28 protein-coding genes and 1 pseudogene are annotated in these 25,057 nt (G+C 68.5%); 18 read left to right on the top strand and 11 right to left on the bottom strand.

The annotated features are described in order from the left end of the window. The first annotated feature begins 17 nt into the window (after positions 1-17). The 5 genes from C7H75_RS04260 to C7H75_RS04240 are packed head-to-tail and all read left to right on the top strand — an operon-like array spanning position 18 to position 3,862. The gene (locus tag C7H75_RS04260) at positions 18-962 is read left to right on the top strand and encodes an ABC transporter substrate-binding protein (protein ID WP_084985574.1); all 945 of its coding nucleotides are present in this window, start codon (positions 18-20) and stop codon (positions 960-962) included. Next, on the top strand, positions 959-2,017 hold the full coding sequence (locus tag C7H75_RS04255) for a FecCD family ABC transporter permease (RefSeq protein WP_106850975.1): 1,059 nt from the start codon (positions 959-961) through the stop codon (positions 2,015-2,017). Before C7H75_RS04260 ends, C7H75_RS04255 begins: the two co-directional genes overlap by 4 nt. Then, positions 2,014-2,826 carry an ABC transporter ATP-binding protein gene (locus C7H75_RS04250; protein ID WP_064059693.1) on the top strand — a complete coding sequence of 271 codons (813 nt, stop codon included), beginning with the start codon at positions 2,014-2,016 and terminating at the stop codon, positions 2,824-2,826. The genes C7H75_RS04255 and C7H75_RS04250 overlap by 4 nt, the downstream gene beginning before the upstream one ends. After that, on the top strand, positions 2,823-3,575 hold the full coding sequence (locus C7H75_RS04245) for a (2Fe-2S) ferredoxin domain-containing protein (RefSeq protein WP_084870347.1): 753 nt from the start codon (positions 2,823-2,825) through the stop codon (positions 3,573-3,575). The genes C7H75_RS04250 and C7H75_RS04245 overlap by 4 nt, the downstream gene beginning before the upstream one ends. Beyond that, positions 3,572-3,862, top strand: a complete 291-nt coding sequence (locus C7H75_RS04240) for an Rdx family protein (protein ID WP_081121545.1) — start codon at positions 3,572-3,574, stop codon at positions 3,860-3,862. Before C7H75_RS04245 ends, C7H75_RS04240 begins: the two co-directional genes overlap by 4 nt. Positions 3,863-3,901: 39 nt before the next feature. Here C7H75_RS04240 and C7H75_RS04235 read toward each other — a convergent pair whose 3' ends face one another. The 3 genes from C7H75_RS04235 to C7H75_RS04225 form a co-directional block, all read right to left on the bottom strand. Further along, entirely contained in the window at positions 3,902-4,693 is a 792-nt protein-coding gene (locus tag C7H75_RS04235; protein ID WP_081183418.1) for a phosphatidylethanolamine N-methyltransferase family domain-containing protein, read from the bottom strand. Positions 4,694-4,862: 169 nt separating this feature from the next. Further along, positions 4,863-5,192: a DMT family transporter gene (locus C7H75_RS04230; protein ID WP_005515444.1), complete on the bottom strand. Its 330-nt coding sequence runs from the start codon at positions 5,190-5,192 to the stop codon at positions 4,863-4,865. Next, positions 5,189-5,554 (bottom strand): DMT family transporter, encoded by a 366-nt coding sequence (locus tag C7H75_RS04225; protein WP_013414924.1) that lies wholly within the window; start codon positions 5,552-5,554, stop codon positions 5,189-5,191. The genes C7H75_RS04230 and C7H75_RS04225 overlap by 4 nt, the downstream gene beginning before the upstream one ends. 205 nt (positions 5,555-5,759) lie before the next feature. Here C7H75_RS04225 and C7H75_RS04220 point away from each other — a divergent pair, with 205 nt between their 5' ends. The 10 genes from C7H75_RS04220 (at position 5,760) to C7H75_RS04175 (ending at position 13,515) form a co-directional block, all read left to right on the top strand. Continuing rightward, the gene (locus C7H75_RS04220; RefSeq protein ID WP_233281855.1) at positions 5,760-6,860 is read left to right on the top strand and encodes an aromatic ring-hydroxylating oxygenase subunit alpha; all 1,101 of its coding nucleotides are present in this window, start codon (positions 5,760-5,762) and stop codon (positions 6,858-6,860) included. 22 nt (positions 6,861-6,882) lie between these two features. Further along, positions 6,883-7,077, top strand: coding sequence for a ferredoxin (locus C7H75_RS04215; RefSeq protein WP_064078449.1), 195 nt, complete (start codon positions 6,883-6,885; stop codon positions 7,075-7,077). Between the two features lie 5 nt (positions 7,078-7,082). Next, positions 7,083-8,267: an NAD(P)/FAD-dependent oxidoreductase gene (locus C7H75_RS04210; RefSeq protein ID WP_106850973.1), complete on the top strand. Its 1,185-nt coding sequence runs from the start codon at positions 7,083-7,085 to the stop codon at positions 8,265-8,267. Positions 8,268-8,408: 141 nt separating this feature from the next. After that, positions 8,409-9,896 (top strand): APC family permease, encoded by a 1,488-nt coding sequence (locus C7H75_RS04205; protein ID WP_106850972.1) that lies wholly within the window; start codon positions 8,409-8,411, stop codon positions 9,894-9,896. A 1-nt stretch (position 9,897) separates the two neighbouring features. Next, a complete protein-coding gene (locus tag C7H75_RS04200) occupies positions 9,898-10,947 on the top strand; it encodes an NAD(P)-dependent alcohol dehydrogenase (RefSeq protein ID WP_005515450.1) in 1,050 nt (349 codons plus the stop codon). A 74-nt stretch (positions 10,948-11,021) separates the two neighbouring features. Beyond that, a complete protein-coding gene (locus C7H75_RS04195; protein WP_005515453.1) occupies positions 11,022-11,522 on the top strand; it encodes an Lrp/AsnC family transcriptional regulator in 501 nt (166 codons plus the stop codon). Between the two features lie 151 nt (positions 11,523-11,673). Then, positions 11,674-12,000, top strand: coding sequence for a putative quinol monooxygenase (locus tag C7H75_RS04190; RefSeq protein WP_005515454.1), 327 nt, complete (start codon positions 11,674-11,676; stop codon positions 11,998-12,000). A gap of 29 nt (positions 12,001-12,029) precedes the next feature. Next, entirely contained in the window at positions 12,030-12,872 is an 843-nt protein-coding gene (locus tag C7H75_RS04185; RefSeq protein WP_022594177.1) for a mycofactocin-coupled SDR family oxidoreductase, read from the top strand. Between the two features lie 7 nt (positions 12,873-12,879). After that, the gene (locus C7H75_RS04180; RefSeq protein WP_307803154.1) at positions 12,880-13,284 is read left to right on the top strand and encodes a WhiB family transcriptional regulator; all 405 of its coding nucleotides are present in this window, start codon (positions 12,880-12,882) and stop codon (positions 13,282-13,284) included. A 39-nt stretch (positions 13,285-13,323) separates the two neighbouring features. Next, positions 13,324-13,515, top strand: a complete 192-nt coding sequence (locus C7H75_RS04175; RefSeq protein WP_005515457.1) for a hypothetical protein — start codon at positions 13,324-13,326, stop codon at positions 13,513-13,515. Between the two features lie 5 nt (positions 13,516-13,520). On the opposite strand, the gene C7H75_RS04170 is transcribed toward C7H75_RS04175, so the two are convergent. From C7H75_RS04170 to C7H75_RS04160, 3 genes are read right to left on the bottom strand one after another with little or no spacing between them, the layout of a single operon-like run. Further along, positions 13,521-14,537 carry a 1-aminocyclopropane-1-carboxylate deaminase/D-cysteine desulfhydrase gene (locus C7H75_RS04170; RefSeq protein ID WP_005515458.1) on the bottom strand — a complete coding sequence of 339 codons (1,017 nt, stop codon included), beginning with the start codon at positions 14,535-14,537 and terminating at the stop codon, positions 13,521-13,523. Next, positions 14,530-14,958 carry an HIT family protein gene (locus tag C7H75_RS04165; RefSeq protein WP_005515459.1) on the bottom strand — a complete coding sequence of 143 codons (429 nt, stop codon included), beginning with the start codon at positions 14,956-14,958 and terminating at the stop codon, positions 14,530-14,532. Before C7H75_RS04165 ends, C7H75_RS04170 begins: the two co-directional genes overlap by 8 nt. A gap of 11 nt (positions 14,959-14,969) precedes the next feature. Continuing rightward, entirely contained in the window at positions 14,970-15,521 is a 552-nt protein-coding gene (locus C7H75_RS04160; protein ID WP_022594172.1) for a TetR/AcrR family transcriptional regulator, read from the bottom strand. A gap of 256 nt (positions 15,522-15,777) precedes the next feature. Here C7H75_RS04160 and C7H75_RS04155 point away from each other — a divergent pair, with 256 nt between their 5' ends. Both C7H75_RS04155 and C7H75_RS04150 read left to right on the top strand, forming a co-directional pair. After that, positions 15,778-16,989: a cytochrome P450 gene (locus C7H75_RS04155; RefSeq protein ID WP_106850970.1), complete on the top strand. Its 1,212-nt coding sequence runs from the start codon at positions 15,778-15,780 to the stop codon at positions 16,987-16,989. Beyond that, positions 16,926-18,524: pseudogene (locus tag C7H75_RS04150) on the top strand (FAD-dependent oxidoreductase); the annotation flags it as partial. The gene C7H75_RS04155 and the pseudogene C7H75_RS04150, both read left to right, overlap by 64 nt. Here the strand turns inward: C7H75_RS04150 and C7H75_RS04145 are convergent. Beyond that, complete coding sequence (locus tag C7H75_RS04145; RefSeq protein WP_317047804.1) at positions 18,444-20,393, bottom strand: ABC transporter ATP-binding protein; 1,950 nt, start codon at positions 20,391-20,393, stop codon at positions 18,444-18,446. The pseudogene C7H75_RS04150 and the gene C7H75_RS04145 overlap by 81 nt on opposite strands. Before the next feature lie 88 nt (positions 20,394-20,481). On the opposite strand from C7H75_RS04145, the gene C7H75_RS04140 reads away from it, so the two are divergent. Next, entirely contained in the window at positions 20,482-20,916 is a 435-nt protein-coding gene (locus C7H75_RS04140) for a MarR family winged helix-turn-helix transcriptional regulator (RefSeq protein ID WP_005515463.1), read from the top strand. A 76-nt stretch (positions 20,917-20,992) separates the two neighbouring features. Here C7H75_RS04140 and C7H75_RS04135 read toward each other — a convergent pair whose 3' ends face one another. Genes C7H75_RS04135 through C7H75_RS04120 form a run of 4 tightly spaced genes read right to left on the bottom strand, consistent with a single transcriptional unit; the run spans position 20,993 to position 25,001 of the window. Then, on the bottom strand, positions 20,993-21,697 hold the full coding sequence (locus C7H75_RS04135; RefSeq protein ID WP_106850968.1) for a dienelactone hydrolase family protein: 705 nt from the start codon (positions 21,695-21,697) through the stop codon (positions 20,993-20,995). Beyond that, positions 21,694-23,115, bottom strand: coding sequence for an adenylosuccinate lyase (purB, locus tag C7H75_RS04130; protein WP_064077785.1), 1,422 nt, complete (start codon positions 23,113-23,115; stop codon positions 21,694-21,696). The genes C7H75_RS04135 and purB overlap by 4 nt, the downstream gene beginning before the upstream one ends. Positions 23,116-23,151: 36 nt before the next feature. Continuing rightward, positions 23,152-23,763: a TetR/AcrR family transcriptional regulator gene (locus C7H75_RS04125; RefSeq protein WP_005515466.1), complete on the bottom strand. Its 612-nt coding sequence runs from the start codon at positions 23,761-23,763 to the stop codon at positions 23,152-23,154. Between the two features lie 59 nt (positions 23,764-23,822). Beyond that, positions 23,823-25,001, bottom strand: a complete 1,179-nt coding sequence (locus C7H75_RS04120) for a pyridoxal phosphate-dependent aminotransferase (RefSeq protein ID WP_084870339.1) — start codon at positions 24,999-25,001, stop codon at positions 23,823-23,825. Between the last annotated feature and the right edge of the window lie 56 nt (positions 25,002-25,057).

The following is a 25,057-nucleotide window of genomic DNA, read 5'->3' as shown; positions in this document are numbered from 1 at the left end:
TCATCTCCACAGCAGCGGTGTCGATCGCCGCAGCCCTCACCCTCACCGCCTGCGGCGGGTCGTCCGACGAGGACGCCGGCACCGCGTCGATCTCCCTGCAGAACTGCGGCCGCACCGTCACTCTCGACGGTCCGGCGGAGCGGGCCGTCACCCTCAACCAGGGCGCCACCGAGTCGGCGCTCGCGATCGGCGCGGAGGGACAGATGGCCGGCACCGCGTACCTCGACGACACCATCGCCGCGCAGTGGCAGGCGGCGTACGCGCAGATCCCGGCGCTGGACGAGAATGACTACCCGAGCCGGGAAGCGCTCCTCGAGACCAAGCCGGACCTGGTGCTGGCGTCGTATTCGAGCGCGTTCGAGGACAAGGCCGTCGGTACCCACGAGTCGTTCGACACTCTGGGCATCGCCACCTACGTCTCGCCGTTCGCCTGCAAGGACAAGTCGACGCGTCCGGCGGTGTCCTGGGACTCGATCGCGACCGAGATCACCGACTACGGCACGCTCTTCGGGCGCGAGGCCGACGCCGACGCCGTCGTCGCGCAGATGCGCCAGACGCTGAGCGGGATCGAGACCACCGCAGCGGCGAACGGCCGCAGCGTCTTCTGGTACGACAGCGGCACCGACACCCCGTACATCGGCGGCAATGCCGGCGGACCGCAGCTCATCATCGACGCGGTCGGCGGCACCAACATCTTCGCCGGCTCCGACGGTGCCTGGCTGGACGGCAGCTGGGAGACCGTGCTGGCGGCGAACCCGGACGTCATCGTTCTCGCCGACGCGTCGTGGGACACGGCCGAGGCGAAGAAGGACTACCTCCGCAACGATCCGTCGCTGAAGGATCTGAAGGCCGTCCGCGACGACGCGTTCGTCGTGGTGCCGTTCTCGGCGAGCACTCCCGGCCCGCGTCTGATCGAGGGGGCAACTCTCGTCGCCGAGCAGCTGGGCGGCGGCCGGGCATGAGCGTGAGCGCCCGGGTTCCCGCCCGGGTACGAACGACGACGGCCACCGGTTGGACGGCGGCACTGGCCGCGCTGCTCGTGGTGAGCTGCGCGGCCGGCGTCGCGATCGGCGCCGCCGACCTCTCGATCGGGACCGTGGTGGAGGCGATCGCCGGACGTCTCGGTGTCGGAGCAGGCACCGACCTGCTGACCACGCACATCGTCGTGGACCTGCGGCTGCCCCGGGTCCTTGCGGCGGCGCTGGTCGGCGCCGGACTCGCGCTGTGCGGCGCGGTGTTGCAGTCGCTCACCGGCAACGCGCTCGCCGACCCCTACCTCCTCGGCATGTCCGGTGGAGCCTCACTCGGCGCGGTACTCGCGCTGACGGCCGGGGTCGGCACGGTCGGTGTGCTCGGCATGAGCGCGGTGTCGGTCGCGGCCTTCGTCGCGGCCCTGGCGAGCCTGCTGGTGGTCTTCCTCATCTCCACCTCCCCCTCCGGCGCGCTCCTGCCCGGCCGCCTCGTGCTGGCCGGCATCGCGGTCGGCCAGTTCGCGGCGGCACTGACCTCCGCGCTGGTGTTCTTCGGGGATCGCGACGCCGCCCACCGCGTGTTGCAGTGGACCCTCGGCTCGTTCGCCGGGGCCCGCTGGTCGGGCCTCGTCACCATCACCGCGGTCGTCGTCGTCACCACCGGCGTGCTGCTCGCGCACGCGCGGGTGCTCGACTCGTTCGCCTTCGGTGCGCGCGCCGCCGCGAGCCTGGGCACCGACGTCGAACGCTCCCGCTGGGTGCTCTACGGGATCGCGTCGCTGTGCACCGCCGCGCTGGTCGCGCAGTCCGGCGTGATCGGGTTCGTCGGGCTGGTCGTCCCGCACGCCGCCCGAATGCTCGTCGGCCCGTTGCACGCTCGGCTGTTGCCCGTCGTCGCACTGGCAGGGGCCGTCCTGCTGGTCTGGGCGGACATCGCCGCGCGGACGGTGATGCCCGGTCGTGAACTACCAATCAGCATCGTCACTGCGGTCGTCGGTGTGCCGGTGTTCGTCCTGTTGCTGCGACGCCGAGGGGCCCGCGCATGAGCCACCACTCCCCCGAGATCCGGGCCGAGGCCGTGACGTGGTCGGTGGACGGCACCACGATCCTCGACGGCGTCAGCTGCCACGCGCCCTCCCGACGGGTCACCGGGCTCATCGGGCCGAACGGCTCCGGGAAGACGTCGCTGCTGTCCGCGATGGCCCGCCTCACCCGCCCCGACTCCGGGCGTGTGATGGTCGGCGACGAACCCGCAGCCGAGATCGACCGCCGCGAGTTCGCCCGCACGGTGGCCCTCGTGGAGCAGCATTCGGCAACCGAACTGGAGTTGACCGTCGAACAGATCGTCGAACTCGGCATGATTCCGCACCGCGGCGGGTGGGCCCGGCCGGCCGCCGCCGGGACGGCCGACATCGTCACCGAGAGCCTGGCGATGGCCGGGATCACCGCCCTGCGACACCGCCTGTGGCAGAGCCTGTCCGGCGGCGAGAAACAGAAGACCCAACTGGCACGGGCGTTTGCGCAACGTCCCTGTGTGGTGCTGCTCGACGAGCCCACCAACCACCTCGACGTCTCCGCGTCGCTCGAACTGCTCGACCTGATTCGCGCGCGCGGCCTCACCACCGTCGCCGCGATGCACGACCTGAACCTCGCCGCCATGTACTGCGATCACCTCGTGGTCCTGGACCGCGGCCGCGTCGTCACCGAGGGCACCCCCGAAAGTGTCCTCACCGAACAGTTGCTCGCCGACGTCTACGGCATCGACGCGATCGTCCAGCCGCATCCACGCACCGGACGCCCCATGGTGGTGTTGTGCGGCACGACCGGCGCCGAAATCGAAAGGCTTTCCTCATGAACGACATTCGTCCGCGTCGCTGGGTGGTCGTCACCGCGCCCACCGATCGCGGCGACGACCCGCGCGACCAGGTCCGCGCCGCACTGCACGCGCTCGGGGAGCGCCATCCCGACACCGTCTTCCGCACCGCGGTGCTCGGCGGGTCGGGGACGTCGGTCACCGGCGCCCTCGACGAGGCCGCCGCGTCCGGGGCCGCCGAGATCGTGGTGGTGAGTGCGCAGACCGTGCTGGACCGCAAGATCGACGCGTGGTTCAGACGGGTCGTCGGACACTGGCTCCGCGAACGTGGGGCAGGGGCACCCGACGTCCGTCTGGCTCCGCCGCTGTCCGACACCGCGAACTACACGGATTTGCTCGACGCCGCGATCAGCGGAGCAACGACACCGGCCCGCACCACCACCGCGCCCCTCACGTCACCGGCATGGGACGAGGTGCCCGGCTTCACCCGACATGTGCTGGTGTGCCGCGGACCGCGGTGTTCGGCGCGCGGCGGCCCGGAAACCGCGGAGGCGCTGGACCACGCGCTCGAGGCGCGCGGGCTTGGTGACGACGACGTCCTCGTCACCCAGACCGGCTGCATGTTCCCGTGTTCGCAGGCACCGGTGGTCGCGGTGTACCCGGACGACACCTGGTACTGCGGGCTCACCGCCGACCGGATCGATCGTCTCGTCGACGAGCACCTCGTCGCGGGTCGTCCGGTCACCGAGTGGCACGGCGCCCGGCGCCGATCTGCGATCCTGGAGGGATGACCTCCCCCGCCCGCGTCACCATCACGTACTGCACCCAGTGCAACTGGCTACTCCGCGCCGGGTGGATGGCCCAGGAGTTGCTGAACACCTTCGGCACGGAACTCGGCGAGGTGGCGATGATCCCCGGTACCGGCGGGATCTTCGAGGTCACCGCCGGCGACACGTTGGTGTGGGATCGCAAGCGCGACGGAGGATTTCCCGACATCGTGACGCTGAAGAAACTGGTGCGCGACGCCGTCGTCCCGGACCGGAATCTCGGGCACGCGGACCGCGCGCGGGGCGACTGAGCGGTGGTCCCGCTCCCCTGGCGGGAGCGGGAAGCCGAGTCAGACCAGTCCGGGAATCAACGCCTTGCGGTCGCCGGGATATTCGACGAACTTGTCCCGGTACCACTTGTGGGTGGCGAGTGCGCGGGGGATCAGGTTGCCGGCGGTGATGAGGAAGATGACCACACCCGCGAGCGACCACGTCAGCAGTGCGAAACCCGCCCACGCGATCAACTCACCGAGATACGCGGGGCTGGAGACGAATCGGAAGCCGCCGCCCATCGGGATGCGGTACTCGGTGGCGCCGGGGTTGTCCTTGTCGCGCAGGTTGCGGACGATCGACTCGGAATTCACCAGTAGTGCGAAACCGGCGAGGTAGACCACCAGTCCGATCAGGAAGCGGGGATCGGTGAGCCACGCGGTGTCGTACTGGTGCATGTAGTCGTGACTGAAGAACGCGCCGTTGAGGTAGCCGTGCATCGACGTCACGATCACGCCCATCGCGATCACCGAGACGTTGAACGTGCTGCGCTTGCCCGGGACCTGACGGATCGACAGCGGGAAGAACCAGCCGCGATTCGCGTAGTGCAGCAGCCACACCGCGGCGAGCACCAGCGACGTGGGCTCTAACCGATTGGGGCCGCTCAGATAGAACACCGCGAAGACGACGGTCGCGGGGATCTCCATGAGCCACCACCCCAGCTTCGGGTTCAGGTTGAAACCGAGGTTGGTGGACGAGAAGCGGCCGTACGAACTCTGGGCGAAGAAACCGCCGACGATCACAAACGCCGCGAAGGCGAATGCGCAGGTCAGGACGGTGTCGTAGACGGTGTTGCCGGTGTACCAGTGCATGGGATTCCTTCGGCGAGCGCGGCCGGTACAGCGCCCTCAATCGGCCACACCCGCCACGAACCAGTAGCAAACTGGAACATGTTCTACCACGCCGGACTCGCGGTGGTCGACACCTTTCTGGACAAGAGTCCATTTGCATGGAACTTGACCGAGACAGAAGTTCCGGCAACTACGCGGCCGACGCCGCGCCGAGTTCGATCACGAGCACGCCGGCGATGATGAGCGCGATGCCCAGTCCCATTCGGGGCGTGAGCGGGTCACGGAAGATCACGCGACCCAGGATCGCAGTCAACGCGACCCCGCACGCGACCCAGATGCCGTACACGACCCCGACCGCCATGCCGCGATCGAGGACGACGGCGATCAGCCCGAACGCGGCAACGTAGGCGGCGGCCGTCGGCAACAACCACCACCGGCGTCGACCACCGTCGGAAGCCTTGAGGCACAACGTTCCTGCGACCTCGACGACGATCGCCGCAACGAGCAGGATCCAAGTCACTGCGCCGACTCCCGACGCTCCGCGCCACCCGCGGCGCGCTCGTCTTCGGCTGCCTGCGCACCCAGCTCGACCACCAGAACCCCCGCGATGACGAGGACGATCCCGAACCCCATGAGCACGGTCAGCGCATCCCCGAAGATGACCGCCGCAGCCACCGCAGTGATCGTGATTCCGCAGGCGCCCCAGATCCCGTACGCGACCCCGACGGCCATGCGCCGCAGAACGGCGGACAGGAACCCGAACGAGGCGACGTAACCCATCACCACCAGCGCGTACCACGAGGGATGGTCGGTGGCCGCGCGTAACGACAACGTCGCAACGACCTCGCAGACGATCGCACCCACCAGCAGCCACCACTTCATGGCGACAAAGTACATCGAGTTCCGCACACAGAGGAACGCATCCCGCACAACAGTCACGCAAGGACAACGCAATGCGTAGCCAATAGAGCACTATCTGTTGACTTTGCGTATCCAAGACCGCATGCTGTTACGCAACGGGTTGTGAGCTGCATTACATGGCCCGGCTGAGCAACAGCGAAAGGACTTGTGACCAGTGATGGTTCAGATGGAAGACGTTCGGACGAAGTACGGGCTGCCGTCGACCGACGAGATGCTCGCCCGACTCGACGCGGGAGAGACCCTTCCGGCGCCCTTCTACTACGCACCCGAGATTCATCGACTCGAACAGGAGAAGATCTTCGCGAAGTCGTGGCAGTACGCGTGCCACGAATCCGCGGTCGCGAAGCCCGGCGACTACGCGGTCACCCGCGCCGGGTCGGTGCCGATCATCGTCACGCACGGCAAGGACGGGCAGCTGCGGGGATTCGTCAACGTGTGCCGGCACCGCCTGCACGCGATCGCGGAGGAGAACGGCAACAAGCCGCTCCTGCAGTGCCCGTACCACGGATGGACGTACGGCCTCGACGGTCGGCTCAAGACGGCACCCCGCTCGCAGCGTGAGCCGAACTTCGACTGCACGACCATCTCGCTCGAGCCCGTCTCGGTCGAGCGCTGGGACCAGTGGGTGTTCGTCAACCCCGACCCCGCCGCAGCCCCACTGTCCACGGTGACTGCCGGGATCCGGGAACGGGCCGCCGAGATCAACACCGATCTGCGCGAGTACGAATTCCAGGTGCGCTACGAGTACGACATGGAGTGCAACTGGAAGCTCTGGGCGGAGAACGCCGTCGAGTGCTACCACTGCCCCACACTGCACAACACCAGCTTCGGCAAGACGTACCACACCAACCCCGACGACTACGCGATCGATTCGGACGCGAACACGATCTGGCACCAGGGCCCCATCAAGTGGCTCCCGTCGGGCGTCGACCCCGCCGGACTGGAGGGCTTCCGGTTCGCGTTCACCTTCCCCTCGTCGTTCTTCGCGCTCGACGACTACGTCGGCTTCGTGGGCAGCGTCCAGCCGGTCTCGCCCGAGAAGTGCTGGGCCTTCGTGGACATGTACGCCAAGCCCGGCGCCGACCCGGTGGTCGTGAAGGAATGGCTCGACATGTGGGACCGCACCCTCATCGAGGACAAGCGCGCCACCGACATCCAGCAGATCGGCTACAACTCGGGCCGCGTGCCCGCCGGCCGCCTCCTGCTCGACAGCGAGAGCCCGCTGCAGAGCTTCATGCGCACCGCGGTGACCGCACTGTCGTCCTGACCAGACATTCGAAGGACTCGAGATGGCCACTATCAAGGTTGACCTGAGCAAGTGCCAGGGCTACGCGAACTGCGTGGTGACGTCCCCCGACGCGTTCGACCTCGGAGACGACGGGAAGGTCGTCCTCCTGACCCGGGAGGTCACGCCCGACCAGCTCGCCGAGGTCGAAGAGGGCGTGCGGTCGTGTCCGGCCGCGGCGCTGAGCTTGGAGATGTGAGTCGAATGACGAGCATCGTGATCGCCGGCGCATCCCTCGCCGGCGTCCGCACAGCAGAAGGATTGCGCAACAAGGGATTCGATGGCGCAATCACCCTCGTCGGCGACGAGGCCGACCTCCCCTACGACCGGCCCCCGCTGTCGAAGTCGGCACTGACGAAGGGCGAGTCCGCCGAGACCCTGGCGTTCCACCCCGAGTCCTGGTACCCGGACAACGGGATCGACCTCCGCCTCGGCGAGCGTGCGTTGCACCTCGACCCGCAGCGGGGATCGCTACGGACGACGCTGAGCGAGATCGAGTTCGACGACCTCGTGATCGCCACCGGCGCCCGGCCACGGAATCCGTTCCCGAAGGCCCGCGACGGCGTCTTCACCCTGCGCACGCTCACCGACGCCCACCTCCTGCGGGAGCGGCTGCGCTCGTGCCGCCACCTGGTCGTCATCGGTGGCGGGTTCATCGGACTCGAGGTCGCGGCATCGGCGCGCGCATCGGGTGTCGACGTCACGGTCGTCGAGGTCGCCGAGATCCCCCTCTCCCGGAATCTCGGCGCCTCGGTCGCGCCGATTCTCGGCGATCTTGCTCGGGACCACGGGGTCCGTCTCATCTGCGGACGATCCGTGGCGGACCTCGAAGGAACCGACCGGATCGAACGAGTCGTTCTCGACGACGGCCAGGCGATCGACGCCGATCTCGTCCTGGTCGGTGTCGGCGCGGTGCCGAACGTCGAGTGGCTGGACGGGTCCGGCCTGGACACCTCCGCGGCCGGCGTGCACTGCGATCCGACCGGGCGCGCCGGCCACCGGGTATGGGCCGTCGGCGACGCCGCGTGCTGGGCGGACGCCAACGGCGTCCTGCACCGCCACGAACACTGGACATCCGCGACGGAGCAGGCCAGGATCGTGGCTCACAATCTCATCGAGGACGAGAAGCGGACTCTCGATTCCGTCGGCTACGTGTGGTCGGACCAGTTCGGGCGTCGAATCGACATCATCGGCGACACCACAGGTGACGCCACCGTGCGGTTCCTCTCCCGAACGCCCGGCCATCTCGCGGCCCTCTACTCGCGCGACGGCAGACTCGTCGGCGCCTGCATCGTCGGTCAGCCCCGCCTGATGATCAAGTGCCGCAAATGGATCGCAGACCGAACCGAAATCGGGAGCATTCCCGAATGGCAGGACGCCACCGCCTGAAGCCCCAGGCAGCGACTGCCCCCGAAACCGACCGACACGGCACCAGCAACTCTGGAGGGAAATCCAGTGAGTTCAGCTGATTTACCACGGCCACCACAGAGCGGCCACGAACCTGCCCATGCGGCAGCCCACAGCGAGTCCATGGTCCGCACGCTCACCTGGCGTGACGGCATGGTCTTCGCTCTGAACATGCCGATCGGCCTGTTCCTCACTCTCGGATACACCGTCGGCGCCATCGGTGGATGGACCGCCATCGCGATCTGGGGAGTCGCGTGCACCCTGGCGTTCCTCCAGAGCCATCTCTTCGCGGAGATGGCCGCGATGTTCCCCAACAAATCCGGCGGCATCTCCGTCTACGCCTACGAAGGCTGGAAGCGTCACTTCGCACCCCTCGGCGCCATCGCAGCGTTCGGCTACTGGATGGGTTGGTCCCTGTCCCTGTCCGTCGAGGGCGTCGTGCTCGGCACACTCATCGAGCAGGCGTTCTTCCCCGACAACGACATCGCCGTACGACTTCCGATCGGCCACGAACTCGGGCTCCCCTATCTGATCGCGATCGGCGCGATCGTCACCGCGTGGGCCCTCAACTACTTCGGCGTCAAGATCGCCGCCGGCGTCGCGCGGGTCACCGGTGCCCTGCTCGTCATCGGACTGGTGGTCCTCGTCGTCGGGCCGTTCGTGTCCTCCGGAGCCGACTTCGACATGAGTCGAATCACGTGGAGCGGCGCCAGTTCCCCCCTGGACTGGAAGATCATCGTCGTCTGGTTCTACATCACCGCGTGGACGACGTACGGCACGGAGGTGTGCGCCAGCTTCGCGGCCGAGTACAAGGATCCGGTCAAGGACACGTCGCGGGCGCTTCGCGCTTCGGCGGCGATGATCCTCGGCATCTACCTCGTGGTTCCCTACGTCGTGGTCGGCGCGCTCGGCGAGGAGACCATCGGGGCCAACCCCGTGAACTACATCGGCCTGGCCTTCGACAAGATCCTGGGCAGCTACTCGTGGCTCGGCCAGCTACCGATCATGGCCGCGTTCATCATCGCCATGATGACCGCGACCGCCGACGGCGGACGATCGCTCTACGGGATCTCCCGCTCGGGCGGGACGATCAAGCAACTCGGCGTACTCAACCGATACGGGGTGCCCGGACGGGCCCTCACCACTGACATGATGATCAACGTCGTCGTGCTGATCGTGCTCGGCGAGCCGATCGCGATCCTGCTGGCGAGCAACCTCGGTTACCTCACCGCCGTGACCCTCGCGGTCGGCGCGTTCGTACTGCTGCGCCGGGACCGCCCCGACATCCCCCGGCCGATCCGGCTGGCACGGCCGTGGATCCCGATCGCGTGCATCCTGTTCGCGATCAACGCGTTCGCGATCGGCGTCGGCATCCTCAACCCCGGCCTGACCGGCTATGGCGGATTGAGCGAAACCATCACCGGCATAGGCATTCTCATGATCGCCTGCGTGCTCTGGTACTACCGGCAGCGCGTCCAGGACAAGACCTCCATCGAATGGCGCGTCCGAGGCGACGACCATCCCGACCCCACCGATCCGGATCCGGATCCGGCCGACGGCGCAACCGTTCAGACCGATTGCGCCGAACTACCCACCGAGACCAGGAGCTGACATGAAGGCAGTCCGCGTACACGAATACGACCAGCAGCCGACGCTCGACGAGGTGCCCGCGCCGACCCTGCAGGGCCCGCACGACGTCATCGTCCGCGTCGAGGGCGCCGGTGTGTGCCGAACCGATCTGCACATCATCGAAGGCCAGTGGCAGAACAAGAGCGGCGTTCGGCTCCCGTACACGATCGGCCACGAGAACGCCGGCACGGTGACCGAGATCGGCTCCGCCGTCACCAACGTCGCGGTCGGCGACAAGGTCATCCTCCACCCGCTCGCCACCTGCGGCCTGTGCCACGCCTGCCGGAGCGGCGACGACGTGCACTGCACCGCTTCCGACTTCCCCGGCATCGACGCCGAGGGCGGCATGGCGGAATACCTGCGAACGTCCGCGCGCAGTGTGGTCAAGCTCGACCCGTCGCTCGCACCGGCCGACGTCGCGGCGCTCGCCGATGCCGGGCTGACCGCGTACCACGCGGCCCGCAAGGCCGCCGAGATCCTGCGCCCGGGACAGACCGTCGCGGTCATCGGCGCCGGCGGGCTCGGCCACATCGGCATCCAGGTTCTGAAGGCACTCACCGCGGCACGCATCGTCGTCGTCGACCAGTCGCCCGCCGCCCTGCAGCTGGCCGAGGAGATCGGCGCCGACGTCACCGTCGTCGCCGACGGCACCGAGGCCGAGCGGGTGCTCGAACTGACGGGCGGAGCGGGCGCCGAGGCGGTGCTGGACTTCGTCGGCGAGGGCACCGCGATCGCTGCGGGCGTCGCGATGCTGCGCCGCGCGGGCTCGTACTACGTCATCGGCTACGGCGGCAACCTCGACATCCCGACGATCGACGTGATCAGCACCGAGATCAACTTCGTCGGCAACCTGGTCGGCACCTACAACGATCTGGTGGAGCTCATGGCGCTCGCCGCCGAGGGCCGGGTACACCTGCACACCGTCAAGTACCCGTTCTCGGATTTCGCCAAGGCGCTCGACGACCTGCACCACGGAAGGGTGCGCGGACGTGCGGTTCTGGTTCCGGACGCGGACTTCGCGCCGACCGCGTGAGGATTACGGAACATGTCGACGCGAGTCGCCGACCATGACGATTGCGTAGCACATAGACTGATCCGGTGCGCAAGATGACGATCACGGGGAGTGCGGAGTCCATGGGAGGATCCGAGATCTCGGTCGAGGGCCTCGACGACATCGACCGTGGCATCCTGCGCCTGCTGCAGGGCGACGGCCGCATGCCCTACCGCCAGATCGCACGCGAACTCGGTGTCTCCGAAGGCACTGTGCGGATCAGGACAGGCCGGATGCAGGAGTCCGGTGTGCTCAACATCGTCGCCATCGCCGACCCGTTCCGACTCGGTTACCGCGTTCTCGCCTTCCTCCTCGTCCGGGTCGAACCCGGCCACCACGATCATGTGGTCGCCGAGTTCACCGCCTGGGAGGAAGCAACCTACGTGTCCACGTGCATCGGGCACGCGGACGTGTACGTACAGCTGGTCTGCCGCGACAACGATCACCTGAACGATCTGCTGCACAAGCGGATCCCGGAGATCGGCGGCGTCCGCGAGTTCGAGACCTTCATGGAACTGAAGATGCACAAGGTCTCGTACGAGTACTCGCCGTCCTGACGACCGGCAGCTCTTCGCACAACACCATCCCACCACGGTAGGTCGGGGCCCATCGACGGACCTCGGCTCCGTTCGCCATACCTCCCACCCCGGTCCGCACCCTCGTGCGCACCGGTATTCGATCGAACCATCAGAACGAGGTAGTACCCCGATGATCTTCATCGTCGTCAAGTTCAAGGTCCTCCCCGAACATCAGGAGAACTGGCTCTCCATCACGAAGGACTTCACCGACGCCACCCGCTCGGAGACCGGAAACCTCTGGTACGAGTGGTCACGCAGCGTCGACGACCCGTCCGAGTACGTGCTCGTGGAGGCCTTCCGCGACGCGGAGGCGGGCGCGGAGCACGTCGCCGCGGACCATTTCCGTCGCGGCCTCGAATCCATGCGTCCCGCGCTGAGCGAGACCCCCCGAATCATCAACACCGAGGTTCCCGGAACCGAGTGGTCACGGATGGGCGAACTGGAGATCGCGCAGTGACCACGACAGCACGAGAATTGGAGCAGGGCATGACAGGTCGGGTCGCCGGCAAGGTTGCATTCATCACGGGCGCCGCTCGCGGGCAGGGCCGCAGTCACGCGGTTCGACTCGCGCAGGAGGGCGCCGACATCATCGCCGTCGACGTCTGCGGCGACGTGGGACGCACGTCGGACTTCTACGCACCGGCCACGGACGAGGATCTCGCCGAGACCGTGCGACTGGTCGAGAAGGAGGGGCGTCGAATCGTGGCCTACAAGGCCGACGTTCGCGACTACGACGCCCTCGAAGCCGGACTGACTGCGGCAGTGGAGGAGTTGGGGCGGCTCGACATCGTCGCGGCGAACGCCGGCATCTTCCAGTTCGGCGACGACGTCCAGGACATCCGCGTCGGCGACTGGGCGGACGTCATCGACGTGAACGTCACCGGCGTGTTCAACACCTGCAAAGCCGCTGTGCCACACCTGATCCGGGGCGGACGCGGCGGAACGGTCGTGATCACGTCGTCGGACGCCGGGACGAAGGGCTTCGCACGGTTCGGCCATTATGTGACGTCGAAGCACGGCGTCATCGGGCTCATGAAGTCGCTGACGATGGAACTGGCGCCGCATTCGATCCGCGTCAACGTCGTCTCCCCGACCAACTGCAACACCGACATGATCCAGAACGACGCGGTGTGGCGCCTGTTCCGGCCGGATCGCGAGAACCCCACCGCGGACGAGTTCGCCGAGGCGTCGTCGACTCTGCTGGCGCTGCCCGCACCGTGGGTGGAACCGGTGGATGTGTCGAACGCAGTCCTCTTCCTCGCGTCCGACGAGGCCCGTTTCATCACCGGAGTGAATCTGCCGGTGGACGGCGGTTCGGCAGCGATCTGACGCGCGGGTGTGGGCGCATCACCGGATAAATGGTGGTGGTGCGCCCACCCTGGCACGAGTTTCCCGCGGACCGATTCCCCTCCAGGAAGGATTCACTCCGGCCGTGACCGCACATCGCGACGTCATCCCCGCAGTTCGACGTATATCCGACGCGACCTGGCAGGCCTCGGCTCGATGTCGCGCGTCTGCAACCGACATGTTCTTCCCGCAGCGGACGCGCACCTGGGGAGAACGGATCCGTCTGGAGCAGGCTGCGAAGAAGATCTGCGAACGATGTCCGGTCCTCGTCGAGTGCCGAACATACGCGCTCGAGCACGAGGAACGGCACGGAGTGTGGGGCGGGCTCACCGAATCCGAGCGCCGGTCTCGCTTTGCTACCGGCCGTTCTGCAACGCAGAAGCAGAACCACTGATCAACGATTTCCGACGCGTGACGAGCGAGGAGCGAGACCATGGACGCCGACGACGACCACATCATCACGTTCGCAGTGCGGTGGCAGCCGTACGGTGGCCCCCGGCGGGAGGACATCTTCGTGACGTTCGGCATCACGCCCCGAGAGTTCGACGAGCGACTCCGGAAGGTCTGCCTGCGCAGGTTCGGGCACCCCTCGATTCCGCGTCCGGTCGGCCGGAGCCTTTCGTAGCGACCTCAGTCCGGGCGCGGACCGAAGGTGTCGAGCATGACGATCGGGCCGTCCCCACCGCGCGTGTGCGCATCGATCTCGAGCAGGCCGGCGAACGCCTTGGCGGTATAGACGGGGTCGAGCGGGATGCCGAATTCGTGCCCGACACGTTGCGCGGCCCGCCCTTCCGCGGTGGCGTATCCGTAACCGGGGCCGAGGTATTCGCGCGTCACGGTCAGCGGCGCCGAACGCAGGTCGATGTCGCCGAGGTCGGCACCGCGTTGCCGCAGTAACGATTCGGAGCGTCCCGCCAGATCCCGGATCTCACGCTGCCCCAACGGCAGGGTGTCGTTGACGACCACCGCGACGACGCCGGTTCGCAGACCGGCGAGCCGTAGCCCGAGGAGCAGTCCGGCGACGGTGCCGCCGGAGCCGACGGGCGCGACGATGTGCGCCGGTTCGGGGATCTCGCCGGCGTCGACCTGGGCTGCCAGTTCCAGCGCGGCCTCGACGTAGCCGAGCGCGCCGATCGGCGAGGAGCCGCCCGGCGGCAGGTAGTAGGGCAGCCGGCCGCCTTTCATGTGTCGAACCATGAGCCACGGCGCGACCGCGAAGGTGCGGGCCTTGGTGCGGGTGAAGTGCAGGGCGGCACCGGAACGCTGCAGCCGAGCGAGTTGAGCACGGACGTGGTCGTCGACCGGCTGGTCGATCAGCGCCAGCGCGGTCTCGATCCCGAACTGGCCGGCGTACAACGCGGTCGCGAGACCCCAGTTGGTCCCGAGACCGCCGACGGTGATGATGCGCTTCGACTTCCGCGCCAGGACGTCGGGGATGATCCACTCGAGTTTGCGAACCTTGTTGCCGCCCCACCCACCGGAGCCGAAGCGGCTGTCGTCCTTGAGCCAGATCCGGTCCCCGATGCCGAGTCCCTCGAGTTTGCGCACGGGTGTCGGCGACGTCCCCAGCCGCACGTGCGGAAGGGATTTCGCCAGTTCCGGAAAACGCTGATGCAGGTATGGAGAGGCCGTCGTCACGTCAGGCATCGGCAGCGCCCAGCCGTCCGCGGATCGATCCCGCGAGATAGTCGAGGTCCGGTCGCGGCGGCACGGTCGGGCGACCGCGCAGACCGAATCCGTCACCCGCCGTCCGGGGAACGACGTGAAGATGCACGTGGAACACCTCCTGACCAGCTACCACTCCGTCAGCGAGGAAGAAGTTCACCCCCTCCGCACCCACCGTACTTGCCCGCAGTGCGCCTGCGATCCGTTGCCCCACACGGAACAAGCGCGCCCCGTCCTCGGGATCCAACTCGGCGAGGCCCGCCGCATGCGTCTTCGGTACCACCAGCAGATGGCCGGGGGTGAAAGGACGAATGTCCATGAACGCGGTCGTGTGCTCGTCCTCGTACACGAGACTCGATTCCGCCTTGCCGGCGACGATGGCGCAGAAGACGCAGTGGCTCATGCTCGTCGATGTTATGTGGCGAACGCCGGCGCGACGAAGTGCCGCACCATATGTCGTTCCGTGTCGCCGTCGGCTCCCGGCCACGCCAACAGCGTGAGGACCACCCGGACGATCCACTCACCCGCCAGGTCGTCGGCCACGGCACCTGTGAGCGTCGTCGCGAACCGAGCCAGATCCGGGGACGACGCGAGGTAGCCGTTCGCCGCCCCGGTCCGGTTGTGCGCGAACCAGTACGAGAGCGCCGGGTCCGCACGCACCGCCGCCACGGACGTGAGGATCGCCTCGACCACTCGATCGGCACCGTCGAGGTGAGCCACCGCGCACGCCACGTCCTCGGCGACCGACGCTGCGGCCGAGGACACCACGGCTGCGACGATCGCGGGCTTACCGCCCACGTACCGGTACAGCGTCGCCCGTGAACATCCCGCGCGCTCGGCGACGTCCAGGACCCCGACCCGATCGAATCCGCGTTCGAGGAACAGGTCCGTCGCGGCCGCAGTGATCCGTGCGACCGCAACCTCCCGCCGGTTCCCACCGGCCAGCCAGTCGTCCGTTCGCGCCATGCGCCCCTCCGATCACCGATGACTTGCGGTCTCATTGTGAGACAGAGAGGCAGTTTCGTCTACATCGTGGAATTGCCGCCACCTGCGGCGACACCGACGACCGGCCACAGCCTCGAGACAGCCCATTCGCGCACGTCAAAAGGGTTCTCTCAGTTTCCCGGCACCCCTTGACACCGCGTCGCCGCGGGCTGGACGGTGGCATCACCACACCAGGTTCCGACCGCTTGACGGGAGATCATCCGTGACCAGGACACGTATGGACGGGCTCGGCGTCTTCGACCCCGCACACCTCGACGACCCCTACCCGCTGTACGCGACGCTGCGCGAGCGCGACCCCGTCCACCGCGTCCCCGGCACCGACTTCCACCTCGTGTCGTCGTGGGAACTGGTGACCGAGGCACTGGCACGTCCCGAGGACTTCTCGTCGAACCTCACCGGGGTGATGGTGCAGCGAGCCGACGGTCCACCCGTCACGTTCGACATGGACGGCGGCGGTCGCGCGGTCCACGTGCTCGCCACCGCCGACGATCCCTCGCACGCGGTGCACCGCAAACTCGTTCTCGCGCAACTCACCAAGCGGATCCGCACCCTCGGACCCACGGTGCGGGCCTTCGTCGATCAACTCTGGGATGCCGGGTTGCGCGCCGACGACACCTTCGAGTGGGCGCGCGAGATGGCCGACGCACTGCCCCTCGCCCTCGTCGCGAGCCTGATCGGACTGCCGCAGAGCGACGTCCCGCAACTGCTTTCGTGGTCGTACGACAGCACCGAGATGCTCGGCGGGATCGTCACCGAGGGCCGTCTACCGACGCTGGTCGCTTCGGCTGCCGCACTCACCGGCTACCTCCACACCGAATTCACTGCCGCCAAGCGAGATCCGCAGACAGATCTGCTGGGCGCACTGGCCCACGCCTGCAACGAGGGCGATCTCACCGACGACGTCGCCGTCCTCGTCCTGGTGCAACTGGTCGGCGCTGGCGGCGAGTCGACTGCAGGCCTGATCGCCAACGCCACCCGAATCCTCGCGACGAATCAGGAACTGCAGGACCGGCTCCGGCGCGACCCCCAACTGATCGACCCGTTCCTCGACGAGGCACTCCGGCTGGAATCACCGTTCCGCGGGCATCACCGACACGTCGTCACGGACACCACCCTCGGCGGCGTCCGACTGTCCGCCGGGAGCCACCTGCTGCTGCTGTGGGGGGCCGCGAATCGCGATCCGGCGAGGTTCGTGGACCCCGACACCGCCCGCCTGGACCGCCCGAACCTGAAAGGCCACCTCGCGTTCGGCAAGGGTATCCACTTCTGCGTCGGATCGGCGCTGGCCCGGATGGAAGCACTCGCCGCGCTGACGACGCTGCTCGAGCGCACCACGTCGTTCACGATCGCCGACGGCGGAGCCGAATGGGTGCCGAGCCTGTTGGTGCGCCGCCATCGATCGCTGCCACTGGAACTGAACCGCCGCTGACCCAGAAGGATTGGAGTGCGCACCCCCAGCTTCCCGCTCACCGGACAACCACCTTCACGGTCCCGCGCTGCGACCCTACTGTGACCGGCACCACAGTCATGCCAGTGTCACGACAGGAGAACCGGATGAGCGCACGCGTACCCGTCACCCCGATCGACGCGGCGGAGATCACCGCCTACGACCACGAGACCGACGTCCTCGTCATCGGCTACGGCTGCGCCGGTGCGTCGGCCGCACTCGAGGCCGACGCCGCGGGCGCCGACGTGGTCCTGCTCGAGCGACAGAGCGGTGGCGGCGGGTCGTCGGCATTGTCCGGGGGCGAGATGTACCTCGGTGGCGGCACCCCGATCCAGGAGGCGTGCGGCTTCACCGACACCGCCGAGGAGATGGAGAAGTTCCTGCTCGCCGCCCTGGGCCCGGACGCCGACCAGGAGAAGGTGGGACTCTACAGCCGCGAGAGCGTCGCCCACTACCAGTGGCTCGTCGACCACGGCGTCCCCTTCAAGCCGTCGCTGTGGGACTCCCCCACCTGGGTGCCGCCCACCGACGACGGCCTGATGTGGATGGGTGAGAACGCCTATCCGTTCTACGAGATCGCCGAACCGGCGCCCCGTGGGCACCGCGTCACCTCGGACGGTTTCGGCGGCAAGGTTCTGATGGCGGTACTCAGCGAGGCCGTCACCAAGACCGAAATCGGCGTCCACACCGACACCACCGCCCTGCGCCTGATCATGGAGGACGGCCGCGTCGTCGGCGTCGTGGCCCGACACTTCAACGAGACCGTCACCTACCGTGCCCGACGCGGCGTGGTCATCACGACCGGCGGGTTCGCCGACAACAAGGAGATGCTCGCGCAGCACGCGCCGCAGCTGGTGGGTCTGGGCGTCAACAGCGACGGCGGCGACGACGGCCGCGGGATCGTGATGGCGCAGGCCGTCGGCGCAGCGGTCAAGCACATGTCTGCCGGTCAGGTGGGTATCTCGCTGGTGCCCGGAATGATGGTGCGCGGCATGATCGTCAACAGTGTCGGCCAGCGGTTCATCAACGAGGACGTCTACCCCGGCCTGGTCGGGCAGGCGGCACTGTTCAAACACAACCTGAAGGTGTGGGTGATCCTCGACGAGCAGGCGTACGAGGAGGTTCCGGTCGACGAACGCTGGGGCGTGCAGCCGCATTTCGTCGCCGAGACGCTCGAGGAGCTCGAGCGCGAGATCGGCATGCCCGAGGGCGCACTGCAGAACACGGTCGGCGAGTACAACCGCTTCGCCGAGCACGGCGAGGATCCCTACTTCCGCAAGTCGGCGCGCTGGCTGCGTCCGCTGCAGTCGCCGTTCGCGGCCATCGACGTCCAGCGTGGCATGGCGCCGCCGGAGTACGGCGACGGCGGAACCGGCGGTGGCGGCGCCGAGGTGTTCACCATCGGCGGCCTGCGCACCACCGTCGACGGCCGGGTCCTAGACCTCGACGACGACGCGATCCCCGGCCTCTTCGCTGCCGGACGCGCGACGTCGGGCCTGCACTCGTGGGGCTACATCAGCGGCACCTCGCTCGGTGACGGCACCTTCTTCGGCCGTCGGGCCGGCGTCGCGGCCTCGGGCGAGTAGCGACGCGTAGCGGCCGCCGAGCGCGCGCAACTCCTCGTGGGTGCCGCGCTCGGCGACCCGGCCGTGGTCGAGGACCGCGAGCTGATCCGCGTCCCGGATCGTCGAGAGACGGTGCGCGATCGTGATCGTGGTCCGGCCGCGGCTGACGACGTCGAGCGCGGACTGCACGGCCCGCTCGGTCTCGTTGTCGAGCGCGCTGGTGGCCTCGTCGAGCACCAGGATCCGCGGGTCCCGCAACAGGGTCCGCGCGATCGCGATGCGCTGCTTCTCGCCACCGGAGAACCGGTGGCCGCGTGCGCCGACGACGGTGTCGTAGCCGTCGGGCAGCGACGAGATCAGCTCGTGCACCTGCGCGGCCTTCGCCGCATCCTCGATCTCCGCGTCCGACGCGTCCGGCCGGGCGTGCCGCAGGTTTTCCCGGATCGTCGCGTGCAGCAGGTACGTCTCCTGCGAGACGACGCCGACCAGTTCGGACAGCTCCGCGAGCCGGATGTCGCGCAGGTCCACACCGTCGATCGTCACCCGGCCCGACGTCGGGTCGTGCAGACGCGCAACCAGCGATGCCAGCGTGGTCTTGCCGGAGCCGGTTTCGCCCACCAGCGCGAGCGACGACCCGGCGGGCACCTCGAGGGTGACGTCGGCGAGCGCATCGCGGTCGGCATTCTCGTAACGGAACCCGACGTCTTCGAACCGCACCGCACCGTCGACTCGCTCGCGCGGCATCGGTGTGGGGCGTTCGGGATCGTCGATCTCCACCGGCAGATCGAGGTACTGGAAGATCCGGCTGAACAACGCGAGCGAACTCGTCACGGACACACCGACATCGAGCAGGCCCATCAGCGGACGGAACAGCGTGGTCTGCAGCCCGGTGAACGCCACCAGGGTGCCGATCGTCATGCCGCCCGACGTCGCCGGCAGCCCGGCCGCAAGGTACAGCAGCGCGGGGATCGCCGAGAAGATGATGCTCATCGTCGCCATCCGCCAACGTCCGGACAGCTGGGAGCGGACCTCGAGATCGACGAGCCGCGTGGATGTCTCGGAGAAACGCTCGGACAGCGCCGGCCCGGCACCGAGCGTCTTACCGAGCTGCACCCCGCTGATCGACAGCCCCTCCTCGATCTGGGTCTGCATGTCCGCCAGCGCCTTCTGCCGCTGCGCGGTGATCTCGCGCCGCATGAGCGCGACCTTGCGGGTGAGCCAGATCGCGGGCGGCAGCACGATCAACGACAGCAATGATAGCCGCCAACTGAGTACCGCCATCGCGATCGCGGTGCCGATCACCGTCGTGACGTTGGACGCGATCGACGTCGCCGTGGACGTCACGACGGTCTGCATGCCGCCGATGTCGTTGGTGAGCCGGGACTGGACCTCACCGCCGCGGGTGCGGGTGAAGAAGCCGAGCGACTGGCGCTGCAGGTGTGTGAACACCCGCGTCCGCAGGTTGTGCATGATCCGCTGCCCGACGGTCGTCGAGATCCACGTCTGCACCACGCCGAACACCGCCGTCGCGACGGTGATCGCCAGCATCGCGACCACGGCCCACACGAGCAGCGTGACGTTCTGTTCCGGGATCGCCCGGTCGATCACCTCACGCACGAGGAACGGGTTGGCCAGCGAGATCGCCGACGACGCCACGATCAGCGCGACAACCACCGTGATCTGCCACCGGTACGGCGCGAAGAGCGCACCGATCCGGCGCAGGCTGACCGGGGATTCCTCGAGCTGGGCGCGGTCGGCGGGGTCGACCTTGCGGGTTCGCATCGGACCACCGCCGGGTCCGCCGAATGGAAGGCTTGTCATTGCACCACCCCTCTCAGATGTCGGGGCAAGCCTTTACTGAGGTTCCCTCAACATGAGGTAACTGTCAAGTGAGGTAGGCTTCAGCAGCATGACGGACGTATCGGCCGAGCAACTCCGCGACCTCGTGATCTCCACGTCGCGCGGGCTGCGCCGACGCTGGTTCTCGGCCCTCGAACCGTGGGGGCTGTCCCCGCACGAGTTCCGCGCACTGCGTGTGATCGACGGCGAGGCCGGCGGCCGCCCCCGCCTCGGCGACGTCGCCAAGGCCCTGCGCATCGCACCCCGCTCGGCCACCGAGGTGGTGGATCGACTCCAGAAGCGCGACCTCGTCGAACGCGTCGCCGACGACGTGGACCGTCGCGCGGTGTGCGTCCGGCTCACCGACAGCGGTCGCCGGCTTCTGGACGAGATGTCCGCCGCCCGCGACGCCCAGGCCGCCGACTTCTTCGCCGGACTCGACGACCACGACCGCGTCGAGCTGAGCCGGATCCTCGACAAGCTCACCGCCGACGACCGCTGCTGACCCCGGAAACGCCGAACGGGAATCCGCGGCACGCTCGGAGTCCGAGACCGTGCCGGGGATTCCCGTTCGAGACCGACTACTGCGCCAGCGTCGCCTTCACGAAGGCCAGCGCCTGCGGCCAGGAGATCTCCCAGGCCGCTTTGTTCACCGGATCGTCGTGGCGCGCCCGGGCACTGAAGCCGTGCGCGGCACCCGGGTAGGCGTGCACGATGGTCGCGCCGGATTCGCGGGACTGCAGCGCGGCCTGCAGGGCCTGGAAGCTCCCGGTCGACAGGATGGTGTCGGCGCCGGCGTGCAACACCATCACCGGGGCGGCGATCGTCGGGGCCAGCGCGATCGCGTCGAGGTCGTGATTCGCCGCGGCCGGATCCCAGATCGACGGATGGTACGCAACGACATTCGCAAGAGCGGCGTCGCGGGCGCCGAGCAGCAGCGCGAACCGCCCGCCCAGGCACCAGCCGATCACGCCGACCCGGCGTGCGCCGAGTTCGCGGCGCGCGTAGTCGAGCAGCGCACCCATCTCGGCCAGGCACGCCTCGTCGTCGAGTTCGCCCATGAGCTCGAACAGCCGCTCCTTGGCGGTGTCGTCGAGACTCGGTCCGTGCCACGGATCCCACACCAGGGCGGTGACCCCGGATGCGGCGACGTCGTCGGCGTACTCCCGCACCTGCGCGTCGATGCCGTTGATCATCGGCAGCAGCAGCATGACGGTGTCGCTACCGCCCTCGGGCTGCGCGAGGTAGGCGGTCAGGTCACCGACTGCGACGGAACCCGTTGTCACAGAATCGAGCCCGGCGTGTAGCGGGCAGCTTCGGGGTTGGCGTCGACGAGCTTCTGGACCTCGGCGACCACCGAGTCGACCTGTGCACCGGCGGCACCGACGAACGCGGAGCGGTCGGCCAGCGCCTCGTCCAGCGCGGCACGGTCGAGCGGCAGCCGGTCGTCGGCGGCCAGACGATCGAGCAGGTCGGGCTCCTTGCCCTCCTCGCGCATCGCGAGCGCGACGGCGACGGCGTGCTCCTTGATGGCCTCGTGCGCGGTCTCGCGTCCGACACCGGCACGCACCGCGGCCATGAGGACCTTGGTGGTGGCGAGGAACGGCAGGTAGCGGGTGAGCTCGTTCTCGATGACGGCCGGGTAGGCGCCGAACTCGGCGAGCACCGTCAGGAACGTCTCCATCTGGCCGTCGATCGCGAAGAACGCGTCCGGCAGAGCAACGCGGCGGACGACGGAGCAGAACACGTCGCCCTCGTTCCACTGTGCGCCGGCCAGCTCCGACGCCATCGACGCGTAGCCGCGCAGCACCACCTGCAGGCCGTTGACGCGCTCGCACGAGCGGGTGTTCATCTTGTGCGGCATCGCCGACGAGCCCACCTGGCCGGGCTGGAAGCCCTCGGTGACCAGCTCGTGGCCGGCCATCAGGCGGATGGTGTGCGCCATCGACGACGACGCGGCACCCAGCTGGACCAGCGCCGACAGCACGTCGTGGTCGAGCGAGCGCGGGTAGACCTGGCCGACGCTGGTGAACACGTGCGCGAAGCCGAGGTGCTCGGCGACCTTGGCCTCGAGCTGCTCGAGCTTGGCGGCGTCACCGCCCAGGAGGTCGAGCATGTCCTGCGCGGTGCCCATCGGGCCCTTGATGCCGCGCAGCGGGTAGCGATCGATGAGCTCGCGCACACGGGTGAGCCCCACGAGCATCTCGTCGGCGGCGGACGCGAAACGCTTGCCGAGCGTGGTGGCCTGCGCGGCGACGTTGTGGGAGCGGCCGGCCATCACGATGCCGGTGTACTCGGCGGCACGCTCGGCCAGGCGGGCAGCGATCGCGATCCCGTGGTCGTAGACGTGTTCGAGCGAACGGAGCACCTGCAGCTGCTCGACGTTCTCGGTGAGGTCGCGGCTCGTCATGCCCTTGTGGACGTGCTCGTGGCCGGCGAGCGCGTTGAACTCCTCGATGCGCGCCTTCACGTCGTGGCGGGTGACCCGCTCGCGCTCGGCGATCGAGTCGAGATCCACCTGGTGAAGCACGCGCTCGTAGTCGGCGACGGCCTCCTGGGGAACGTCGATCCCGAGCTCGGCCTGCGCCTGCAGCACCGCCAGCCACAGCTGGCGCTCGAGCACGATCTTGTGCTCCGGCGACCACAGCTCCTTCAGGGCGGGGCTGGCGTAACGGTTGGCAAGGACATTCGGGATGCGGCTCACGAGATCTCAGTCTAATGGCGCACCCGAACGCCCTCGTCAGCGCGTGCTCGGCGGCGCGAAGTCGTCGATCAGGTCCGACAGCATCGCCCGCGCCATCCCCCGCGGGTCCGGGTCGACCTCGCTGAGCGCACCCACTACGACGCCGTCGACGACGGCCACCAGCCGACGCAGCTGGGTCTCGCGGACCTCGCGCCCCGAGCGGCGCAACACCTCGGTGAGCAGGTCGTCGAGCTGGGCCCGCAGCCGCAACTGGACCTCGCGCAGTCCGGGATGCCGGGCGGAGGCGACGAACCGCTCGTACCGCGCGATCAGCCGCTCGCGGGCGCCGTCGCCCTCGTCGTCCGGCCCCACCAGCAGGTCGACGATCAGGTCCACCGTGGCTTCGACGCCCCGTCGGCGCTGGGTGACGTCGTCGATACGCTCCCGCATCGCGTCTAGCTCGCGGTTGCCGTTGTGTTCGACGGCGAGGGCGATCAACTCGTCGAGCGACCCGAAGTAGTAGGTGGTCGAGGCGAGTGGAAGCCCGGCCCTCGTAGCGACGGCCCGATGCCGGACGGCGTCGAAGCCACCCTCGAGGAGGAGGTCCGCGGCCGCGGTCACGAGCGCCTGCCGTCGCCGCTCACCTTTGGGTGTGGCGGCAGAGGTCATCCGCCCATGGTGCCAGCCGGCCACCGCCCACCTGGGCGGAATCGGGGGAAGAACGCCCCCTAACGCGGCGCGGGCAACCACCGTTCGAGACGAACCAGGGCATCCCGGATCTCCGCGGTGGCGCCGGCGAACGACATCCGCACGGTGTGGTCGCCGTGCGCGGTGTCGAAGTCGATCCCCGGAGCGAGCGCGAGCCCGGTGTCGGCGAGCAGGCGCGCGCACCACGACGTCGAGTCGTCGGTGAGGTGCGCGATGTCGGCGTACACGTAGAACGCGCCGTCGGCGGGCGCGAGCTCGGTGAGACCGAGCTTCGGCAGCCCTGTGAGCAGCAGTTCCCGGTTGGCGGCGTACCGCTGGACGTGGCCGTCCAGTTCGGCGCGGGACTCGTCGGTGAACGCCGCGACGGCCGCGTACTGCGAGATCGCGGGCGGACAGACGGTCATGTTCGACGAGAGCCGCTGCAGTGCCCGGCGCAGGTGCTCGGGGACCAGCATCCAGCCCAGCCGCCACCCGGTCATCGAGAAGTACTTCGACACCGATCCGATCACCACGGCCTCGCGTGAGGTCTCCCACGCGGACGCGGTCGGCTGGCCCCCGGCGAGTTCGCCCGAGAACTCGATGCCGTGGTAGATCTCGTCCGAGATCAGCAGTGTGTCGTGCTCCTCGCACCAGCGGGCCAGCGCGGCCAGTTCGGCCGGATCGATGACGGTGCCTGTGGGATTCGCGGGGCTCGCGACGATCAGGCCCGCGGGTGGGGTGTCCATCTGCTCGAGCATCGCGACGGTCGGCTGGAAGCGGGTCTCGGGGCCGCAGTCGATCTCGACGACGTTGCAGCCCAAGGCCGTCAACGTGTTCCGGTAGGCGGGGTAACCCGGGCGCGCGACGACGACGGTGTCCCCGACGTCGAACGCGGCGAGGAACAGCAGTGTGAACGCGCCCGACGACCCGGTGGTGACGACGACCTCGTCGGGGTGGACGTCGTAGCCGGAACGGCCGCGGTGGTAGTCGGCGATCGCCCGCCGCAGCGGCTCGATGCCGAACGTCTCGGTGTAGCCGAGCAGATGGTTGTCCAGCGATTCCCGTGCCGCGCGCAGCACCGGCTGCGGCGCCGGCGTCGACGGCTGCCCGGCGGCGAGGGACAGCACGTCACCGTGGGTGCGCTGCCGCTCGTTCGCGGCCTTCCACACGTCCATGACGTGGAAGGCGGGGATGGTCGATCGCTGGGAGTCGCTGCGCACGTCTTCGACGTTAGCGCGCAGATCAGTGCCGCCCGAATCCGGTGCCCACCGCCGCC

The sequence above is a fragment of the Rhodococcus (subgen. Prescottella) equi genome (assembly GCF_003013675.1).
Classification (GTDB): domain Bacteria; phylum Actinomycetota; class Actinomycetes; order Mycobacteriales; family Mycobacteriaceae; genus Prescottella; species Prescottella equi.
The sequence above is the reverse complement of the archived record's forward strand: the minus strand, read 5'-3'. Positions and strand labels throughout refer to the sequence as shown.

Bases quoted from the DNA above. Each gene is read 5' to 3' on its own strand.
- C7H75_RS04200 (WP_005515450.1), top strand. From the start codon at position 9,898: ATGAAGGCAGTCCGCGTACACGAATACGACCAGCAGCCGACGCTCGAC.
- C7H75_RS04220 (WP_233281855.1), top strand. From the start codon at position 5,760: ATGGAAGACGTTCGGACGAAGTACGGGCTGCCGTCGACCGACGAGATG.
- C7H75_RS04160 (WP_022594172.1), bottom strand. From the start codon at position 15,521: ATGGCGCGAACGGACGACTGGCTGGCCGGTGGGAACCGGCGGGAGGTT.
- C7H75_RS04225 (WP_013414924.1), bottom strand. From the start codon at position 5,554: ATGAAGTGGTGGCTGCTGGTGGGTGCGATCGTCTGCGAGGTCGTTGCG.
- C7H75_RS04250 (WP_064059693.1), top strand. From the start codon at position 2,014: ATGAGCCACCACTCCCCCGAGATCCGGGCCGAGGCCGTGACGTGGTCG.
- C7H75_RS04210 (WP_106850973.1), top strand. From the start codon at position 7,083: ATGACGAGCATCGTGATCGCCGGCGCATCCCTCGCCGGCGTCCGCACA.
- C7H75_RS04205 (WP_106850972.1), top strand. From the start codon at position 8,409: ATGGTCCGCACGCTCACCTGGCGTGACGGCATGGTCTTCGCTCTGAAC.
- C7H75_RS04245 (WP_084870347.1), top strand. From the start codon at position 2,823: ATGAACGACATTCGTCCGCGTCGCTGGGTGGTCGTCACCGCGCCCACC.
- C7H75_RS04235 (WP_081183418.1), bottom strand. From the start codon at position 4,693: ATGCACTGGTACACCGGCAACACCGTCTACGACACCGTCCTGACCTGC.
- C7H75_RS04170 (WP_005515458.1), bottom strand. From the start codon at position 14,537: ATGCCTGACGTGACGACGGCCTCTCCATACCTGCATCAGCGTTTTCCG.
- C7H75_RS04190 (WP_005515454.1), top strand. From the start codon at position 11,674: ATGATCTTCATCGTCGTCAAGTTCAAGGTCCTCCCCGAACATCAGGAG.
- C7H75_RS04125 (WP_005515466.1), bottom strand. From the start codon at position 23,763: ATGACCTCTGCCGCCACACCCAAAGGTGAGCGGCGACGGCAGGCGCTC.
- C7H75_RS04145 (WP_317047804.1), bottom strand. From the start codon at position 20,393: ATGACAAGCCTTCCATTCGGCGGACCCGGCGGTGGTCCGATGCGAACC.
- C7H75_RS04215 (WP_064078449.1), top strand. From the start codon at position 6,883: ATGGCCACTATCAAGGTTGACCTGAGCAAGTGCCAGGGCTACGCGAAC.
- C7H75_RS04175 (WP_005515457.1), top strand. From the start codon at position 13,324: ATGGACGCCGACGACGACCACATCATCACGTTCGCAGTGCGGTGGCAG.
- C7H75_RS04240 (WP_081121545.1), top strand. From the start codon at position 3,572: ATGACCTCCCCCGCCCGCGTCACCATCACGTACTGCACCCAGTGCAAC.
- C7H75_RS04140 (WP_005515463.1), top strand. From the start codon at position 20,482: ATGACGGACGTATCGGCCGAGCAACTCCGCGACCTCGTGATCTCCACG.
- C7H75_RS04155 (WP_106850970.1), top strand. From the start codon at position 15,778: ATGGACGGGCTCGGCGTCTTCGACCCCGCACACCTCGACGACCCCTAC.
- C7H75_RS04195 (WP_005515453.1), top strand. From the start codon at position 11,022: ATGACGATCACGGGGAGTGCGGAGTCCATGGGAGGATCCGAGATCTCG.
- C7H75_RS04185 (WP_022594177.1), top strand. From the start codon at position 12,030: ATGACAGGTCGGGTCGCCGGCAAGGTTGCATTCATCACGGGCGCCGCT.
- C7H75_RS04255 (WP_106850975.1), top strand. From the start codon at position 959: ATGAGCGTGAGCGCCCGGGTTCCCGCCCGGGTACGAACGACGACGGCC.
- C7H75_RS04165 (WP_005515459.1), bottom strand. From the start codon at position 14,958: ATGAGCCACTGCGTCTTCTGCGCCATCGTCGCCGGCAAGGCGGAATCG.